19 protein-coding genes are annotated in these 15,954 nt (G+C 71.4%); 12 read left to right on the top strand and 7 right to left on the bottom strand.

The window, feature by feature from the left end; genetic code table 11:
- The first annotated feature begins 122 nt into the window (after nucleotides 1–122).
- Genes HRF36_RS06505 through HRF36_RS06525 form a run of 5 tightly spaced genes read left to right on the top strand, consistent with a single transcriptional unit; the run spans nucleotide 123 to nucleotide 2,362 of the window.
- Nucleotides 123–575 (top strand): Asp23/Gls24 family envelope stress response protein, encoded by a 453-nt coding sequence (locus HRF36_RS06505; RefSeq protein WP_173208167.1) that lies wholly within the window; start codon nucleotides 123–125, stop codon nucleotides 573–575.
- Nucleotides 572–763: a DUF2273 domain-containing protein gene (locus tag HRF36_RS06510; protein WP_173208169.1), complete on the top strand. Its 192-nt coding sequence runs from the start codon at nucleotides 572–574 to the stop codon at nucleotides 761–763. Before HRF36_RS06505 ends, HRF36_RS06510 begins: the two co-directional genes overlap by 4 nt.
- Nucleotides 760–1,173, top strand: a complete 414-nt coding sequence (locus HRF36_RS06515) for a hypothetical protein (RefSeq protein WP_173208171.1) — start codon at nucleotides 760–762, stop codon at nucleotides 1,171–1,173. The genes HRF36_RS06510 and HRF36_RS06515 overlap by 4 nt, the downstream gene beginning before the upstream one ends.
- Nucleotides 1,170–1,760 (top strand): hypothetical protein, encoded by a 591-nt coding sequence (locus HRF36_RS06520; protein WP_173208173.1) that lies wholly within the window; start codon nucleotides 1,170–1,172, stop codon nucleotides 1,758–1,760. The genes HRF36_RS06515 and HRF36_RS06520 overlap by 4 nt, the downstream gene beginning before the upstream one ends.
- Complete coding sequence (locus HRF36_RS06525; protein ID WP_173208175.1) at nucleotides 1,757–2,362, top strand: hypothetical protein; 606 nt, start codon at nucleotides 1,757–1,759, stop codon at nucleotides 2,360–2,362. Before HRF36_RS06520 ends, HRF36_RS06525 begins: the two co-directional genes overlap by 4 nt.
- Nucleotides 2,363–2,398: 36 nt before the next feature.
- On the opposite strand, the gene HRF36_RS06530 is transcribed toward HRF36_RS06525, so the two are convergent.
- Nucleotides 2,399–3,379 carry an NAD(P)H-quinone oxidoreductase gene (locus tag HRF36_RS06530; RefSeq protein WP_173208177.1) on the bottom strand — a complete coding sequence of 327 codons (981 nt, stop codon included), beginning with the start codon at nucleotides 3,377–3,379 and terminating at the stop codon, nucleotides 2,399–2,401.
- Nucleotides 3,380–3,428: 49 nt separating this feature from the next.
- On the opposite strand from HRF36_RS06530, the gene dcd reads away from it, so the two are divergent.
- Entirely contained in the window at nucleotides 3,429–4,016 is a 588-nt protein-coding gene (gene dcd / locus HRF36_RS06535) for a dCTP deaminase (protein ID WP_123519760.1), read from the top strand.
- Nucleotides 4,017–4,244: 228 nt separating this feature from the next.
- Here dcd and HRF36_RS16245 read toward each other — a convergent pair whose 3' ends face one another.
- Nucleotides 4,245–5,291: a helix-turn-helix transcriptional regulator gene (locus HRF36_RS16245; RefSeq protein WP_173208179.1), complete on the bottom strand. Its 1,047-nt coding sequence runs from the start codon at nucleotides 5,289–5,291 to the stop codon at nucleotides 4,245–4,247.
- 176 nt (nucleotides 5,292–5,467) lie between these two features.
- On the opposite strand from HRF36_RS16245, the gene HRF36_RS06545 reads away from it, so the two are divergent.
- Nucleotides 5,468–6,505 carry an aldo/keto reductase gene (locus tag HRF36_RS06545; protein ID WP_173208180.1) on the top strand — a complete coding sequence of 346 codons (1,038 nt, stop codon included), beginning with the start codon at nucleotides 5,468–5,470 and terminating at the stop codon, nucleotides 6,503–6,505.
- A 152-nt stretch (nucleotides 6,506–6,657) separates the two neighbouring features.
- Here the strand turns inward: HRF36_RS06545 and HRF36_RS06550 are convergent, their stop codons facing one another.
- Nucleotides 6,658–7,503: a tryptophan-rich sensory protein gene (locus HRF36_RS06550; protein ID WP_173208181.1), complete on the bottom strand. Its 846-nt coding sequence runs from the start codon at nucleotides 7,501–7,503 to the stop codon at nucleotides 6,658–6,660.
- An 81-nt stretch (nucleotides 7,504–7,584) separates the two neighbouring features.
- Entirely contained in the window at nucleotides 7,585–8,046 is a 462-nt protein-coding gene (locus HRF36_RS06555) for a DUF3817 domain-containing protein (protein ID WP_173208182.1), read from the bottom strand.
- 178 nt (nucleotides 8,047–8,224) lie between these two features.
- Between HRF36_RS06555 and HRF36_RS06560 the strand changes: the two genes are divergently transcribed.
- Nucleotides 8,225–8,902, top strand: a complete 678-nt coding sequence (locus HRF36_RS06560; RefSeq protein WP_173208183.1) for an SDR family NAD(P)-dependent oxidoreductase — start codon at nucleotides 8,225–8,227, stop codon at nucleotides 8,900–8,902.
- Between the two features lie 106 nt (nucleotides 8,903–9,008).
- Here HRF36_RS06560 and HRF36_RS06565 read toward each other — a convergent pair whose 3' ends face one another.
- The 3 genes from HRF36_RS06565 to HRF36_RS06575 form a co-directional block, all read right to left on the bottom strand.
- Complete coding sequence (locus HRF36_RS06565; RefSeq protein ID WP_173208184.1) at nucleotides 9,009–10,370, bottom strand: lytic polysaccharide monooxygenase; 1,362 nt, start codon at nucleotides 10,368–10,370, stop codon at nucleotides 9,009–9,011.
- A 178-nt stretch (nucleotides 10,371–10,548) separates the two neighbouring features.
- A complete protein-coding gene (locus HRF36_RS06570; RefSeq protein ID WP_371740054.1) occupies nucleotides 10,549–11,475 on the bottom strand; it encodes an FAD-binding oxidoreductase in 927 nt (308 codons plus the stop codon).
- A complete protein-coding gene (locus tag HRF36_RS06575) occupies nucleotides 11,472–12,050 on the bottom strand; it encodes a molybdopterin-dependent oxidoreductase (RefSeq protein ID WP_173208185.1) in 579 nt (192 codons plus the stop codon). The genes HRF36_RS06570 and HRF36_RS06575 overlap by 4 nt, the downstream gene beginning before the upstream one ends.
- A 164-nt stretch (nucleotides 12,051–12,214) precedes the next feature.
- Here HRF36_RS06575 and HRF36_RS06580 point away from each other — a divergent pair, with 164 nt between their 5' ends.
- The 4 genes from HRF36_RS06580 to HRF36_RS06595 all read left to right on the top strand — a co-directional run bounded on the left by HRF36_RS06580 (nucleotide 12,215) and on the right by HRF36_RS06595 (nucleotide 15,940).
- On the top strand, nucleotides 12,215–12,835 hold the full coding sequence (locus tag HRF36_RS06580; RefSeq protein ID WP_173208187.1) for a superoxide dismutase: 621 nt from the start codon (nucleotides 12,215–12,217) through the stop codon (nucleotides 12,833–12,835).
- A 164-nt stretch (nucleotides 12,836–12,999) separates the two neighbouring features.
- Nucleotides 13,000–14,259, top strand: coding sequence for a sensor histidine kinase (locus HRF36_RS06585; RefSeq protein WP_173208189.1), 1,260 nt, complete (start codon nucleotides 13,000–13,002; stop codon nucleotides 14,257–14,259).
- Nucleotides 14,256–14,993 carry a response regulator transcription factor gene (locus HRF36_RS06590; protein WP_254281155.1) on the top strand — a complete coding sequence of 246 codons (738 nt, stop codon included), beginning with the start codon at nucleotides 14,256–14,258 and terminating at the stop codon, nucleotides 14,991–14,993. Before HRF36_RS06585 ends, HRF36_RS06590 begins: the two co-directional genes overlap by 4 nt.
- The gene (locus tag HRF36_RS06595) at nucleotides 14,990–15,940 is read left to right on the top strand and encodes a hypothetical protein (RefSeq protein ID WP_173208191.1); all 951 of its coding nucleotides are present in this window, start codon (nucleotides 14,990–14,992) and stop codon (nucleotides 15,938–15,940) included. Before HRF36_RS06590 ends, HRF36_RS06595 begins: the two co-directional genes overlap by 4 nt.
- Nucleotides 15,941–15,954: the final 14 nt, after the last annotated feature.

Raw genomic sequence — 15,954 nt, forward strand, 5'->3', positions numbered from 1 at the left:
AACCACCTGAACCGGTACCGGTTTATCCGGTGCGTCGATGTGCGCCCTCGGTGCTCCCCATCGGGTAGGACCGAAGGGCGGCATCGACGCCGCACGCACCGAACGACGAGAAGGAGTCCTCCATGGCACCCGCCGACACGGCCCCCCGCAGCACGCTCTCGAGCACCCCCGCTCCCATCACCACCGCCCCGGCAGGCAGGACCGTCGTGGCCGACGGCGTCGTCGCCAAGGTCGCCGGCATCGCCGCCCGCGAGGTGCCCGGCGTCTTCGCCCTCGGTGGCGGCACGGCCCGGGCGTTCGGCGCCCTACGTGACGTGATCGGCACGACCGACCTCGGTCAGGGCGTTCGCGTCGAGGTGGGCGAGACCCAGGTCGCCGCCGACGTCACGATCGTCGTCGAGTACCCGACCCCCATGCACACGGTGGCCGAACAGGTGCGTGCCGCCGTGACCCGGACCATCGAGCAGCTCGTGGGCATGGAGGTCGCCGAGGTCAACGTCGCGATCAACGACGTCCACATCCCCGGCGACGACGACGCCGACGACGACGCCATGCGCCAGAGCCGCGTCTCGTGACCGCCACCACCACGGGCATGGCCGTCGGCGCCGTGCTCGCCCTCTCGGCCCTGGCCTTCGGCTTCTGGGGTCTCGTGCTCGTCGCGGTCTTCATCGCCGTCGGGGCGCTCGTCGGGCGCGTGATCTCGGGCCGGACCGACGTCAAGGCCCTGCTCGACGCCCTGCGCGGACGGCGCTCGTCGTCATGACCGCCGCCGCCACCGCCTCCGGACGCGCGCCGGTCACCTCCGACGACGGTCCCGGCACGGGCACGGGCACGGGCACGGGCAGCGTCGCCGGGCACGTCAGCATCCCGGGCAAGGTCCTGCAGAAGGTGGCCACGGCCGTCGTCGCCGAGACCCTGCGCGTGCGTCGGGCCGACGTCCGCGTCGAGGCGGCGGACGACGCCGGTGACCTCGCCCTGCGCGTGTCGACGCCGGTGCGCGTCCCGATGCTCTCCGAGGCCGTGACGATGCCCGAGGGCGGGGTGGTCGCCGTCGTGCGCGACCTCCAGTCCACCCTGACGCGTCGGGTCTCCGAACTCGCCGGGCGCACCGTGTCCCGCGTCGACGTCACCGTCAGCGGCAGTCGTGTCGAGCGGACGGGTCGCACCTCGTGAGCGCGATCGAGCCCGGGCTGTACCGCCGCATCCTGCGTCGTGAGCAGCACTCCTCCCGTTCGGGCAGTGCCGTGGTCGTGCTCGTGCTGCTGACCCTCGTCGTCGGATACGTCGGCGTCGAGGCCGTCTACGCCTCGCTCGGGCGACGGGCCCTGCTCTTCTCCCCGGTCGACGTCCTCGCGACGCTGACCTCGTCCGTCGACGGCGGCGGCACCTCGGGCCTCGTCCTCGGCGCGGGTGTCGGCGCGGTGGTCGTGGGCCTCGTCCTGATCGCCCTCGCCGTCACGGCCGGCCGTCGCGGGCGCCACACCATCGACGACGACCGCCTGGCCGTGGTCGTCGACGACCGGGTCATCGCGTCCTCGCTCGCCCGGGTCGCCCGCACCTCGGGTCGGCTGTCCGACCAGCAGGTCTCGGCCTGGGTGTCACGTCACCGGGCGCAGATCGACCTCATCCCTGCTTCGGGGCTGGCGGTCGACGAACGAGCCGTCGAGACGTCCGCCCGCGCCGAGCTCGAGTCCATTGCCTACCGACCGGCGCTCGCGGCACGGGTGCGCACCGCCGACCGCGGAAGGCCCGGCGCATGACCTCCAGCAACCGGTTCGCGAACCGACTCCTCCTGTTCGTCGTCGGGCTCGTCACCCTGGCCGTCGGGGCGTTCCTCGTGATCGTCGCCCTCCCCGGCGGGGGTGCGGTGCGCGACCTGCTGCCCCCCGCGTCGTCGGCCGTCGACGACGCCGTCGCCACGACCGGCATCGACCCGGGCGACTCGACCGGTGGCAGCTGGCTGACCCTGGCCCTCGCGCTGCTCTGCCTGCTGCTCGTGATCGTCTTCGTCGTCGCGATCTTCGCGCGCGGGCACGGTCGGACCGACAGCGTCGTCGTGCACGACGACCCGGCCGGTTCGATCGCCGTGTCGAGCTCGTTCGCCGAGACCGCGATCACCGACGCGCTGGGCGACCGACGCGACGTGGCCTCCGTCGCCGTCTCGGCCTGGACGGTCACGGGCCGGGCCGCTCTCAAGGTGCGCGTGCGACTCACCGCGGGGTCGTCCCCGGCCCCCGTCGTCACGGCGGCGTCCGACGTCGCCCGCGGGCTCGACCGCGTGCTGGGCGAGACCGTGCCCGTGCTCGTCGAGATCACGGGAGCATCTGCCGTGCGCAAGGGGGCCGACAGCCGCGTGTCTTGACGACCCGCGCCTCCTCGGCTGTGCGTCGGGCCCGACCTAGCGGACCGCGAGCAGGATCTTGCCGCTGTGGCCGCCGGACTCCATGCGCTTGTGGGCCGTGGCGACGAACTCGAGCGGGTAGACGCTGTCGAGCACCGGACGCACCGACCCGGCCTCGACCAGCGGCCAGACGTTCTCGCGCACCGAGGCCATGATCGCGCGGCGCTCGTCGAGGGGGCGGGCGCGCAGGGTGGTCGCCCAGACCCGGCCGCGCTTGGCCATCAGGCGTGACAGGTCGACCGTGGCCGACGCCCCGCCCTGCACCGCGATCACCATGACCCGGCCGTTCACGGCGAGCGCCTCGACGTCTCGGGCGATGTAGTCGCCGCCCACCAGGTCGAGCACGACGTCCACTCCGCGTCCCTCGGTCAGCTCGTGGACCACCGCGACGAAGTCCTCGGTCTTGTAGTCGATGCCCCGGGTGGCGCCGAGCTGCTCGCAGAACGCGGTCTTGTCGGCCGACCCGGCGGTGGCGTAGACGGTCGAGCCGAGCGCCACGGCCATCTGGATGGCGATCGAACCCACGCCGCTGGCGCCGCCGTGGACGAGCAGGGTCTCGCCCGGCTGCAGTCCGGCGCTCATGAAGACGTTCGACCAGACGGTGGCGACGGCCTCGGGCAGGCCGGCCGCCTCGACCAGGTCGACCCCGCGGGGCAGGGGCAGCACGAGGCCCTCGTCGACCTGCACGCGGTCCGCGTATCCGCCGCCGGGCAGCAGGGCCACGACGTAGTCACCCACGGTGGCGGTGGTGACGTGCTCGCCGGTCGCGACGACGGTGCCGCTGACCTCGAGTCCGGGCCAGGCGGGTGCTCCGGCGGGCGACGGGTAGTGGCCCTCGCGCTGGTTCACGTCGGCGCGGTTGACACCGGCGGCGGCGACGTCGATCACCACTTCGCGGGGACCGGGCACCGGCTCGGCCACCTCGGAGACGACGAGGGCGGAGGGCCCTCCGGGCACGGGGACGGTGATGGCACGCATGCGACCATCCTCCCCCCGCGGCCCGGCACGCGCTGACTAGGCTTGTCGCGTGCTGCTCTCCGACCGCGACATCAAGCTCGAACTCGACGCCGGGCGAATCGGCCTCGACCCCTACGACCCGACGCTGATCCAGCCGTCCAGCATCGACGTGCGGCTCGACCGGCTCTTCCGTCTGTTCGACAACCACAAGTACCCGTTCATCGACCCGGCCGACGAGCAACCCGAGCTGACCCGACTGGTCGAGGCCAAGGCCGACGAGCCGTTCATCCTGCACCCGGGCGAGTTCGTGCTGGGCAGCACCTACGAGTTCGTCAGCCTGCCCGACGACGTCGCGGCACGCCTCGAGGGCAAGAGTTCGCTCGGGCGCCTGGGTCTGCTGACGCACTCGACCGCCGGCTTCATCGACCCCGGCTTCGGAGGGCACGTCACGCTCGAGCTGTCAAACGTCGCCACCCTGCCGATCAAGCTCTGGCCCGGCATGAAGATCGGCCAGCTCTGCTTCTTCAAGCTCAGCTCGCCGGCCGAGCACCCCTACGGTTCGTCCGAGTACGGCTCGCGTTACCAGGGCCAGCGCGGTCCGACCGCCAGCCGGTCGTCCCAGAACTTCGTGCACACGGACGTCTCCGCCCGCGACTGACCTCGGCCCCACAGACGAGAAAGGGGTGCGGAAGGAACCCGACTCCCTCCGCACCCCGGCGACACGAGAGAAACCCGACGTCGATCTCGTGCGCTGTGACTCGCGGTCCTGAACCTGTCACCGCGAGGCTTTTTCATTCTGCGGCTCTCCGCCCGACGGGCAAACCCGGCTCTGTCCGCAAAACGAAATGAAAGCTCAGCTTGCGAAGCGTCGGCGGAAAGTCACCCGTCAGGACTCGAGGGTGTCCCGCGGCGAACGGCCGAACTCGGCTGTGTACTGGGCGGCGAACCGTCCGGCGTGGGCGAATCCCCAGCTGAGGGCGATGCCGGCGACCGTGTGACCGAGGGTCGGATCGGCCATGACGAGGTCGCCGTGTGCCCCGCGCAGTCGGGCCCGCCGCAGCTCGGCCATGGGCGTCGAGTCGAGGTGACGACGGAAGGCCAGCTGCAGGGCCCGCGGCGTCACCCGTGCCGCCTCGGCGATCTCGACGACGCCGATGTCGTCGTGGGCGTGCTGCTCGATGTAGGCGCGAGCCCGTCTGACGGTCGTCGGCAGCGGGGGGAGACCGTCAGCCCCGCCCAGGGCGACGACGTTGGTCTCGAACGTCTCGAGGTAGGCGGCGACGAGCGACCGGAACGCCGACCCGCGCACCAGCGGGCTCGCCATCGCGGCGTCGTTGCCGATGACGTTCTGGTGCACGTGCAGGACGAGCTCCGACCAGTAGCGGCCCAACGCCACGGAGACCGCCTCGGTGGCCGTGGAGCGCAGGCCCCCGGGCGCCGTGAGTCGCATCGCGCCGAGCTCGCGTTCGACGGCCCCCCGGTCGAGCATCACCTGGCCGAGGACGAGGTCGAACGACTCCGTCGTCTTCGCGTCGTGCGAAGGGAACGCGACGGGGAGGCCTGGTGTGATCCGCAGGTCGTGACCCCGCGTCGTCAAGGACATCCGCCCGGCCATCACACCGCCGGCGACGAGGAACCCCGAGGGGTCGCTCTCGGTCAGCAGTCGGCCCCGCCGGTACTCGAAGCGGCACAGGGCGAAGCGGTCGTCGCCCGACACGGCACGACTGTAGACGAACGGGGCGGGCCCCTCGCCCTCCAGTCTCGTGACGCGGTAGTTCTTGCGGATCAGGGCGTGGGCGACCTCGCGGTCGCCCGTCGACACGCTGCGGACTCGCGGGTCGGCCGTCGCGCCGACGGACGGCCTGGCGATGAGGTTCTGGTGGTCGGATTCTGATCCGGCAGCCGATGCGGCCGCCTGCGGTGTGGATGACACGGTCGTTCTCCTCGGATGGGAGGTGATCCGGGGTGGTTGGTCCCGGCCCGGTCGGGTCCGACGTCGGTGTCGGACGACCATCTCGAGATTATCCACCAGGCGAACCGGGAGCGCCCCGGATGCGTGAGGTCTCGCACCCCCCGTCCGCAGCACCCCGGCACGCGTAGCGTCGGGTCATGGACTACAGAACCCTCGGAAACAGCGGTGCCTCGGTGTCGGAGCTGACACTCGGCACCATGACGTTCGGCGCCGAAGCCGACGAACCGACCTCGCACGCCATCCTCGACGCCTTCGTGGCCGGCGGTGGCACGTTCGTCGACACGGCAGACGTCTACAGCGCCGGCACCAGCGAGAGCATCATCGGTCGTTGGCTGGCGAGCCATCCCACCGACGCCGAACAGGTCGTGCTCGCGACGAAGGGGCGCTTCCCGATGGGCGACGGCCCCAACGACGTCGGCCTCTCGCGTCGGCACCTCGCCAAGGCCCTCGACGCCTCGTTGACCCGGCTCGGCGTCGAGCACGTCGACCTCTACCAGATGCATGCCTGGGACCACCTCACCCCGATCGACGAGACCCTGCGGTTCCTCGACGACGCGATCTCCGCCGGCAAGATCGGCTACTACGGATTCTCGAACTACCTCGGGTGGCAGGTGACGAAGGCCGTCGGCCGGGCCGAGGCGCTCGGTCTCGCCCTGCCCGTCACGCTGCAGCCGCAGTACAACCTGCTCGTGCGCGACATCGAGCACGAGGTCGTCCCGGCCTCGCTCGACGCCGGGATCGGCCTGCTGCCCTGGTCGCCGCTCGCCGGCGGCTGGCTGAGCGGCAAGTACGTCCGCGACCAGGCCCCCACCGGCGCCACGCGCCTCGGCGAGGACCCGAAGCGCGGCATGGAGGCCTGGGAGGCGCGCAACGCGGACGAGCGCACCTGGACCGTCCTCGAGGCGGTCACCTCGATCGCCTCCGCGCACGACGCCTCGGCCTCGCAGGTCGCGCTGGCCTGGTTGCTGCGCCAGCCCGCCGTCACGTCGGTGATCCTGGGCGCCCGGACGGTCGAGCAGCTCGACGACAACCTCGGCTCGTCGCCCCTGGCCGCGGCCCTCAGCGACGACGAGGTCGCCCGCCTCACGGCGGCGAGCGCACCCCGGGTCGACGACTACCCCTACGGCACGGCAGGCGTCGCCCAGCGCGACCGCAAGATCACCGGCGGCCGCTGACCAGGAGGCGCACCGCGCCTCCTGCGGGCACCGCGCCTCCTGCGGGCACCGCGCCTCCTGCGGTCCCCACACGACGCCATGAGATGGTCATCGCGCCAGGATTAATCCTGGCGCGGTGACCATCTCGCGGTGCGGTGCGGTGCGGTGCGGGCTCAGCGGTGCAGCGACGCGGTGGCGCCGACCCGACCGCGGGCGACCCGCACGGCGATCGTGACGACCAGCACGACGGCGGCGGCGACGATCGCGGCCACCCCGGCGACGGCGTTCTCGGGTTCGCCCGCCAGGCGTCCGACGGCGATCCAGGCGAGTCCCCACGAGAGCGACAGGGCCGGTGCGATGCGACCGCGCCCGGCGAGGGCGAGGACCACGCCGACGAGCGCGGCCACACCGAGCACCAGCGACGACCAGAACCCGGCCGCGATGCCGAAGCCGTCGAAGCCCGCGTCGACCAGGCCGGCGGCGATGTTGGCGACCGTCGCGACGCTGACCCAGCCGAGGTAGAGGCCGAGGGTGCCGTCGGTGACGACCGCGTCGACCCACCCGCTCGACGCGGTGTGGAACAGGATGACGAAGATGCGCGCGAGCACCAGCAGCAGCGCGACGATCACGACGGCGCCCAGCCAGACGCTGCCCAGCTGCACGGCGGCGAACAGCCAGGCGGCGTTGAGCAGCAGCGAGGCCGCGACCCAGTAGCCCAGCCGACGGTGACGGGTCACGGCGCGCTGACCGGGCAGGGCCTGGTAGATCGCGTAGGCGACGAGGCCGAGGTAGATGACGCTCCAGATGCTGAAGGCCGTGGTCGCCGGGGCCACCGTCGTGGCCGTCGCGCTGAGGGCCCCGCCTGCTGCGTCGGACACCGAGACGCCGCCGAAGGCTCCCGAACCGTAGGCCGCCAGCACGATCGCGAGCACCGCGGTGACGACCACGACGATCTGGCGGATGACGTCTCGCGACGTCGCGGTCTCGGCAGGGGGACGGTTGCTCGTGTCGGCGGTCATGAGGGGGACGCTAGTCGCGCCCGCCCACATTTCTCTTAGTTGCTAAGACGATTGCCAGGGAGGCGCGGTGCGGGCGGACGGTCAGCCCACCTGCACGGGCGGCCCCGCGATCAGCAGCACCACGAAGACGACGACCACGGCGGCGGCCAGCAGCACGAGCGCGAGCACGAGGTGCCCGAGCATCCAGCGCAGCAGTCGGTCGAGCGGGCGCCGGTCGCGCGGGTCGTCCGTCGCCGTGCGGCGCCACGAGCCGGCGAGGAGACCTCGACGGTCGATCCAGCGCTCGACGGGCAGCGACGCGAACGGCACGACGGCGCTGGCGAGGGCGGCCAGGGTCACCCCGGCCGACCAGCGCTGATTGACCGCGACGACGACCCCGGCGACGAGGTAGGCCAGGAACACGAAACCGTGGATCGGCCCGGCCACGCTCACGGGCCAGTCGCCCACCCGCACCGCGTACTTGAGGATCATGCCCACGATCAGCAGCGACCAGGTCACCACCTCGGCGACGGCGAACGAACGGAAGAGGGCGCGAGGCGACACGAGCTGCTCCTGCTGAGGGGCCGACGGGGTACCCCTCCATGCTCGCAGCCCCCGCCTGGACGTCGGCCCGGGGCCGGTCGGGCGCGAGCGAACAGGAGGCGCGGGGCGCGGTGACCACGCAGCCCGCGTACCCCGTCAGCTGGGTGCCGCGTCGCGCCTCTCCGGTTCGATGGACCGCATGACGACACTCGCGATCATCGGAGCAGGCAAGGGGCTCGGCGCTGCCGTGGCCCGACGATTCGGCGCGGAGGGTTTTGACGTCGCGCTCATCTCGCGACACCAGGGCCGGCTCGACGCCCTAGCCGCTGAGCTCGGAGCCGACGGCATCACCGCCGAGGGCTTCACCGCGGACGTGCGCGACCCGGCGAGCATCGCCGCCGCGCTCGAGCAGGCGACCGAGCGGCTCGGGGCGATCCAGGTGATGCAGTACAGTCCGCTGCCGCAGAAGGACTTCATGCGTCCGGTGCTCGAGACCACACCCGCCGACCTGGTCGGCCCGGTCGAGTTCTCGATCTACGGGCCGGTCGCGGCGGTCCACCAGGTGCTGCCCGGCATGAGATTCTTGCCCGACGGCGGCGGCACCATCCTCTTCGTCAACGGCGGCTCGGCCGTCACGCCCGGGGCGAAGGTCACCGGCACGTCCATCGCCTTCGCGGGCCTGACCGCGTACGCGCAGCTGCTGCACGACGAACTCGCCGACGAGGGCATCCACGTCGGGCAGCTGATCATCCCCGGCGGCATCGAGCCCGAGAGCCGCGACAAGAGCCCGGAGGCGCTGGCCGAGTTGCTCTGGCAGCAGCACGTCACGCGCGGTGAGTTCCGCACCACGGCGCCCGAGACGGGCACGCCCGCCTGACCGCCCGGGCTCGCCGCCCGAGTCCCCGCGGCGGAGCCACGAACCCCGTTTCGAACGATGCACCCCGAAGAAGGGGCGCATCGTTCGAACTGGGGTTCTCAGCGGATCAGGACAGCGACTTCCACAGAGAGGGAGCGTTGATCCAGTTCGGGTCGCCGGCCCCCTTGCTGCCCTGCACGGCCTCGAAGAGACGCCCGTCGTGGGCCACGACGTCGCCCTTCTCGTAGGTGCCGAAGGGGTTCCAGCGCGGAGCCGAGACCTGGTTGTCGTCGTCAGCCGCGTCGGCCTTGGGCGTGCTCACCTCGAGTTCCTGGCTGTGACCGGACTTGTTGCCTGCGGCGTCCACGGCGCGCACCGTGTAGTGGTATTTCTTTCCGGGCTTGACGGTGGTGTCGTCGAACATGGTCGCGTCCGACCTGAACGTCTTGACCTCGTGCCCCTCAGTCCGGGTGACGACGTAGTGGTCCACGCCGACGTCGTCGACCGACTCGGTCCACATGAGCGTGACGAGCCGCGGATCGACGGCCATGGCGTGCAGGCCGGTGGGCTTGGTCGGTGCGGACTCGTCCTTCGCCGGCAGCGCCTTCGTCGTGATCGTGAGCGCGTGGCTCGTGCCCGAGACGTTCCCCGCCGCGTCGAGTGCCTGCACCTGGTACTCGTAAGCCGTCTCCGCCGAGAGACCCGTGTCGGTGAACTCCGGGGCCGAGACGGAACCGACGACCTTGCCGTCCCTGAGCACGCGGTACTCGGCCACGCCGACGTCGTCCGTGGACGCCTTCCACCGGATCGTGGCCGAGGTCGTGGCGACGTGATGGGCGCTGAGCCCCGACGGCGTCGACGGGGCCTGGGTGTCCGGTGCCGACTCGCCCTCGATGTCGACGTCGATGGCGTTGTAGAACGCATTGGGCGTGTCGGCCACGTCCCACACGGCATAGATCACGTGATAGCCGTGGTGGTCTGCCGGGACGTCCACGAAGTGCTTCGGGTTCGTCGTGGCCGCGCTTCCGTCGTGCTTGATGGTCGAGATGCGCTGCAGGTCCGACCGCGTGATGGGGGCGTTCGGGTTCCAGCCGTTCTTGGTGATGTAGTAACGCCACTGGGACGTCTTGTGGGGCGCCGTGTAGTTCCAGTCGATCTCGACCGGACCGGCCTTGATCTCGTTCTTCGCCCACAGATCCGACTTCTGCTGGTCCACCTGCGAGAAGGCGGGGACTCCCGCCGACGGCAGATGACCATCGACCGGCCCGTCTGCGGGGAACCCCTTCGGAGCCTCGAACGACTGCTTGTCGTAGGCGGCCGCGCCGACCACTCCGGCGTTCGCCGGCATCGCCTGGCGAGCGACGAGTTGCGACCCGCTCGCCCCGACCCAGCCGTGCGCACTGGCGGCGGTCGTCAGTCCGAGGGTGGAGACGCCGGCCAGGAGGCCACAGGCGACGACCCCGGCCACGAAACTGTTCTTCTTCGACATGTAACAACACCTTTTCGCTCGCTGATGAATCTTGCGTACGAAATGTTACGTATCGATTCTTGGTAGCGGCTGTTAGTGTCGAGGAGGGCAGCAGGACGCACGAGAAGCAGCCGCCCTGCGGGGCGAGTGCGTCGGTCGCTGGTGTGGACCGCACACGAGAGGGCCTCTCGACCAAGGCTCAGACGCCGCCGAAGCGCTCGGTGCGGACACGGGTCGGCGCGTGCCCGAGTTCGACCAGCCAGCCGGCGACGACCGCCACGAACGAGTTCGCCCCGCAGACGTAGACCAGCGGGTGCTCGGAGGCCGGCAGCACGAGCTGCTCGAGCTCGTCGCGGGTGAGCCGGCCCGCCCGGCGGTCATGCCCCTCGGGGGCCGTGCGGCTGTGCACCCAGTCGACGACCAAGGGCGCGGGCTCTTCGCCCGCGACAGAGGGCGGCTTCGATGCGACGAGAGCCGAGGAGGCGCGAGCGGCCTCGTCGAGCTCCGTCACGAACCATCGAGACCCCGGGTCGCGCACCGAGGCGAGCAACCGCATCGGGGGCGCGTCCCGACCTCGTGCCCGCACCATCGCCATCAGCGGCGCGACGCCCGACCCCCCGCCGATCAGCTGGACGGGGGCCGATGTCGGAGGGGCGGCCCCGTCGGGCTCGGGCAACACCGCGTGCACCGCCGAGTCGGGCTCGAACTCGGTCGGCGGCCACACGAACCACCCGCCGATCGGTCCGCGCACCTCGATCGGATCGCCGGGTTCGGCCGCGTCGACCAGGTAGGGCGAGACCTCTCCGTCGTCGAGTCGCTCGACCGTGACCTCGATCTGCGGCACCGGGCCCGCGCCTCCTGCAGCCGGGGCACCGGACGCACCCGAAGCCCGGACGTCACTGAGCGAGTACGACCGCACCGCCGTGTAACCGTCGTCGGCCGTCAGTCGCAGGTCGACGTGCTGGCCGGCCCGAGCCGGACGAAGGCCGGGCACGGCCAGCGTCAGCGAGCGGGCACGCGACGTCTGGGCGACCGACGAGACGATCGTGGCGGGCAACCAGGCGTAGGGGTCACCTGCGGGATGGGGCTCGACGACCCCGTCAGCACCGACGGCGGACTCGCTCACGCGTACCGTTCTTCTTTCCAGGGGTCGCCGTGCGGGTGGTAGCCCATGCTCTCCCAGAATCCGCGGCGGTCTGTCGCCATGGTCTGGATGCCCTGCAGCCACTTCGCGCTCTTCCAGAAATAGAGTCCCGGCACGAAGAGGCGGGCGGGCCCACCGTGCTCGGCGTCCAAGGGTCGCCCCTCGTAGGTGTCGACCACCCAGGCCTTGCCCCCGAGCAACTCGCTCAGCGGCAGGTTGGTCGTGTAACCCCCGTGGCTGGTCGCCATCGCGAACTCGTGGGCGGTGTCGAGACCGTCGAAGAGCGTGTCGAGCGAGACACCGCGCCAGTGCGTGCCGAGCTTCGACCAGCTCGTGACGCAGTGGATGTCGGTCTCGATCGCCTCGTGCGGCAGGGCCTGGAAGTCGGCCCAGCTGAGGGAGCGTTGCCCGGTCTCGGTCGCGACCTGGAGCTCCCACCGCTTGATGTTCGGCGTGGGACCGGCCGACAGGACCGGGAACCCGCTCTCGAGGTACTGCCCCGGGGGCAGTCGCGGGTCGGCCGCGCGCCTCCTGCCGAAGCCGGTAAATCCTGCCATGGTGCGCCTCCTCGGAGAGGATCGGGGGTGGTCCGTGCGTGCGTCAGCCTACGCAGGACAGGCGCTGACGCCGCCCATGAGGCTGCGTCCGCGCTGGGAGAACGTTGACCCCGGCATGGGTGGAGGTCGTACGGTGGATGCAGGTCAATTCGAAAGGACCCCACATGGCTGAGTACACCCTGCCCGATCTGCCCTACGACTACTCCGCTCTGGCGCCGCACATCAGCGCGAAGATCATGGAGCTGCACCACTCCAAGCACCACAACACCTACGTCACCGGCGCGAACACGGCCAACGCCGCCCTCGCCGAGGCCCGCTCGACCGGCGACCTGGCCAACGTCAACAAGCTCGAGAAAGACCTGGCCTTCAACCTCGGCGGCCACGTCAACCACTCGATCTTCTGGACCAACCTCACCCCCGAGACCAGCGAACCCACGGGTGAGCTGCTCGAGGCCATCGGCCGTGACTTCGGCGACCTCGAGAAGTTCAAGGCCCACTTCACCGCCACCGCGCTCGGTGTGCAGGGCTCGGGCTGGTCGGTGCTCGCCTACGACGTGCTCGGTCAGCGCCTCAGCGTCTTCCAGCTCTTCGACCAGCAGGGCAACGTGCCGTTCGGCCTCGTCCCCCTGCTGATGCTCGACGTCTGGGAGCACGCCTACTACCTCGACTACCAGAACGTGCGCGCCGACTACGTCAAGGCCTTCTGGAACATCGTGAACTGGAGCAACGTCGAGGCCCGCCTCGCCGCCGCGACGACCAAGACCGATGGTCTGATCACGCTCTAGTCCCAGCAACCGCACCACGCCGACGGCGCGTCCCCTTCGGGGGCGCGCCGTCGCCTCGTCCCCGGACGGGACGGCTCCTCCCCAGCCCGCCCGCGTTCGTCCTCAAGGATGAAAACCCCCGGGAGGCGCGCGCAGCCCGTCGAGGACGCCTTACGGTCGTCGACATGGACACCATCCCCGACGACCTGCGCACCTGGGTGCCACGCCTCGCGGCACCCGTCGCCGCGGCGGTCTTCGTGCTGTTGTGGACGATCGCCGAAGCCGGCCGAGGTGACCTCGTCGAGAACGTGGTCGTGTTCGCCCTGTTGGGCATCGCCATCGGCCTCTCCGTCTGGATGCCCTGGACGGCCCTCGGCGTGCTCACCGTCGTGCCCGCCCTGCAGCTCGCGGGCTGGGTCGAACCCCCCGCGTCGACGACGTGGCCCACGTACCTCGCCATCGCGTTCGTGTCGTTCTTCGCGGCCTTCGCCCGGTCGGTCGCCGTCCGCCTGGTCGCCCTGGCGGCCGCCGGCCTCGCGTCGGGGCTCGCCGCGATCGCCATGGCAGTCCCCACCCTCGCCCGTCCGTACGTCTGGTCGTCGTGGGTCGGCGGCGGGCAGGGCACGCGCACCGACGTGATCACTCTGGCGGCCTCCCTCTTCGGTGCCGCGGCCGCGGCCTGGGCCGTCGGCATCTTCCTCTCGAGCGTGTTGCGCGTGCGCCGCATCGGGCAGGTGCTCGAGCTCACCGAGACACGCTTCCACGAGACGGACTTCGAGCTGCGCCTCGCCCACGACCGGGCTCGCATCTCACGAGACGTGCACGACGCGCTCGCCCACTCGCTCGCGGTGGTCGTGTCACAGGCACAGGGTGCCCTGGCGCTGTCCGCGACCCGCCCCGAGGTCGTCGACCAGGCACTGCGCACCATCGCCGACGTGGGCCGCACCTCGCTCGTCGACGTCCGGCTCCTGGTCGAGCGCATCCAGCAGGACGCCGACGACACGACGCCGCGCGAGACCATCGCCGACCTCGACCGGTTGGCGACGACGATGCGCGACGTCGGCATGACGGTGACCCTGCGGCATCTCGGCGACCCCGCCGAGTTGTTGCCCTCGCACGAGCTGGCCGTCTTCCGGATCGTGCAAGAGAGCCTGACCAACGCGCTCAAGCACTCGGGATCGTCCAGCACGGTCGACGTCGCGCTGGACTGGCGCGGGCCCGGGCTCGCCCTGCTCGTGACGTCCTCGGGCGACGCCCCGCTCGTGGCCTCGCGCCGCGACACGGGCCGGGGCACCGGCGTCGCGAGCATGTCCGAACGAGCCCGGCTGGCCGGTGGCTGGCTGACGGCCGAACTCGGCGACGACGGAGTCTTCGTCGTCACCGCGTTCCTGCCCGCACCCGAGCCGATCCGTGTGCTGCAGTCCTGGACGGAGCAACCCGCATGACCGACGTCACGACCTCGACGACCCGCCCCGCGCCTCCTGCCCTGGTGAGGGTGATCGTCGTCGACGACCAGCCGCTGTTCGCGTCGGGGCTGCAGATGTTGATCGAGGCGCAGCCCGACCTGGTCTGCGTGGGCACGGCCGTCGACGGGGCCGCCGGTCTGGCGCTCGTCGAGCGCGAGCGGCCCGACGTCGTCCTGATGGACCTCCGCATGCCCGTGATGAACGGCCTCGAGGCGACGACGCGCATCGTCGCGGCGGCCGGCACCGACCCCGACTCGACCCCCCGCGTCGTCGCCCTGACCACCATCCAGCGCGACGAGGCCGTGTTCGGCGCGTTGAAAGCAGGGGCCTACGCGTTCCTGACGAAGGACGCCACGCCCGACGAGGTGTTGACGACCATCCGGGCGGCGGCGGCCGGCGAGCCCGTGCCGACCACGGCGGCCGCACTCGACGTGGTGCACGCGTTCGCCGTGGCGACCCCGTCCCCGACGCGGCGAACCGAACCGCTGGAGGTGCTGTCTCCCCGCGAACGCGAGATCTTCCTCCTCGTGGCGAGGGGCTTGAGCAACGCCGAGATCGCCGAGAGCGCGTGGCTGAGCGAGGCGACGGTGAAGAGTCACGTCCGGGCGGTGCTGCAGAAGCTGGGCATGCGCAACCGGGTGCAGATCGTGGTCTTCGCCTACGAGAACGACCTGATGGGCCCGGCGCCTGCAGACGAGAGGGGCGCACGATGACCGATCAGCGACACGCAGGGCACCACGCCGTCCCGGCCCGACACCGGCGGGCCCAGCGGTTGACGCTCGCGGCTGTCGTCGCGGTGGTCGCCGGTGTCGTCGCGTACGGCATCCCGGCCAACGCGGCCTACGCCCTTCCCGACCTGCCGGCGAAAGACGTGGACGCCTGGACGATGCCCCTCGACCGGTACGTGCCGGTCGGCGAGAGCTCGTCGAGCTACGCCCTGCTCCTCGCCACCCAGCCGTGCATGCTCGAGGCTGGCTACGACGAGTACGCGGTGCCGTGGCGCGACGTCGAGGCCGCCGACCGGGCGGGTGAGCTGTCGACGAACGGCTCGCTGCGCCTGCGGGCCTTCGACCTGGCGACCGCCGAGACCCGCGGCTACCACGCCGCCTCGGTGATCGACGCCGGGGCCGCGGCCTGGTCGACGTGGTCGACGCAGACGTGGACCGCCGAGAAGTCCGACCGCCAGACCACCTGCGTGCGTCGGGCCCGAGAGACCGTTCCGTCCTTGGACGACTACTCCAACCGAGCCCAATCGCTCGTGCGTCTGAACAACGCGGCGTTCGAGGGTGCTCGCCACGACCCCTCGGTGACCGCCACCTGGGCCGACTGGCGCTCCTGCATGCAGGCCGCCCGGGTCGGCGACGTGGCGGACGACCCCTCGGGGATGCCGACCGCCGAGATGGTCGACCGGTTCCAGACGCTCGATTCGAGCACGTCGCCGACCGACGACGAGATCGCCGTCGCGACGGCCGACGCCCGCTGCCGGGAGTCCTCCGGCTACCGCGACGTCCTCTACGAGGCCGAATGGCAGCGGCAGCTCACCGTGCCGCACGACGACGGCGAGATGCTCGCGCAGATCGACACCGAGGCCCTGGCAGCCGACAACGCGGCGATCCAACGCGTGCTGGCCGACCTCACGCCGCCTCGGCCGACGACGTGACGGCGCCGGGCCCT

This window comes from Frigoribacterium sp. VKM Ac-2836, assembly GCF_013248995.1.
Taxonomy (GTDB): Bacteria; Actinomycetota; Actinomycetes; order Actinomycetales; family Microbacteriaceae; genus Frigoribacterium.

Bases quoted from the DNA above. Each gene is read 5' to 3' on its own strand.
- HRF36_RS06505 (WP_173208167.1), top strand. From the start codon at position 123: ATGGCACCCGCCGACACGGCCCCCCGCAGCACGCTCTCGAGCACCCCC.
- HRF36_RS06515 (WP_173208171.1), top strand. From the start codon at position 760: ATGACCGCCGCCGCCACCGCCTCCGGACGCGCGCCGGTCACCTCCGAC.
- HRF36_RS06525 (WP_173208175.1), top strand. From the start codon at position 1,757: ATGACCTCCAGCAACCGGTTCGCGAACCGACTCCTCCTGTTCGTCGTC.
- HRF36_RS06530 (WP_173208177.1), bottom strand. From the start codon at position 3,379: ATGCGTGCCATCACCGTCCCCGTGCCCGGAGGGCCCTCCGCCCTCGTC.
- HRF36_RS06545 (WP_173208180.1), top strand. From the start codon at position 5,468: ATGGACTACAGAACCCTCGGAAACAGCGGTGCCTCGGTGTCGGAGCTG.
- HRF36_RS06550 (WP_173208181.1), bottom strand. From the start codon at position 7,503: ATGACCGCCGACACGAGCAACCGTCCCCCTGCCGAGACCGCGACGTCG.
- HRF36_RS06560 (WP_173208183.1), top strand. From the start codon at position 8,225: ATGACGACACTCGCGATCATCGGAGCAGGCAAGGGGCTCGGCGCTGCC.
- HRF36_RS06565 (WP_173208184.1), bottom strand. From the start codon at position 10,370: ATGTCGAAGAAGAACAGTTTCGTGGCCGGGGTCGTCGCCTGTGGCCTC.
- HRF36_RS06575 (WP_173208185.1), bottom strand. From the start codon at position 12,050: ATGGCAGGATTTACCGGCTTCGGCAGGAGGCGCGCGGCCGACCCGCGA.
- HRF36_RS06580 (WP_173208187.1), top strand. From the start codon at position 12,215: ATGGCTGAGTACACCCTGCCCGATCTGCCCTACGACTACTCCGCTCTG.
- HRF36_RS06585 (WP_173208189.1), top strand. From the start codon at position 13,000: ATGGACACCATCCCCGACGACCTGCGCACCTGGGTGCCACGCCTCGCG.
- HRF36_RS06590 (WP_254281155.1), top strand. From the start codon at position 14,256: ATGACCGACGTCACGACCTCGACGACCCGCCCCGCGCCTCCTGCCCTG.
- HRF36_RS06595 (WP_173208191.1), top strand. From the start codon at position 14,990: ATGACCGATCAGCGACACGCAGGGCACCACGCCGTCCCGGCCCGACAC.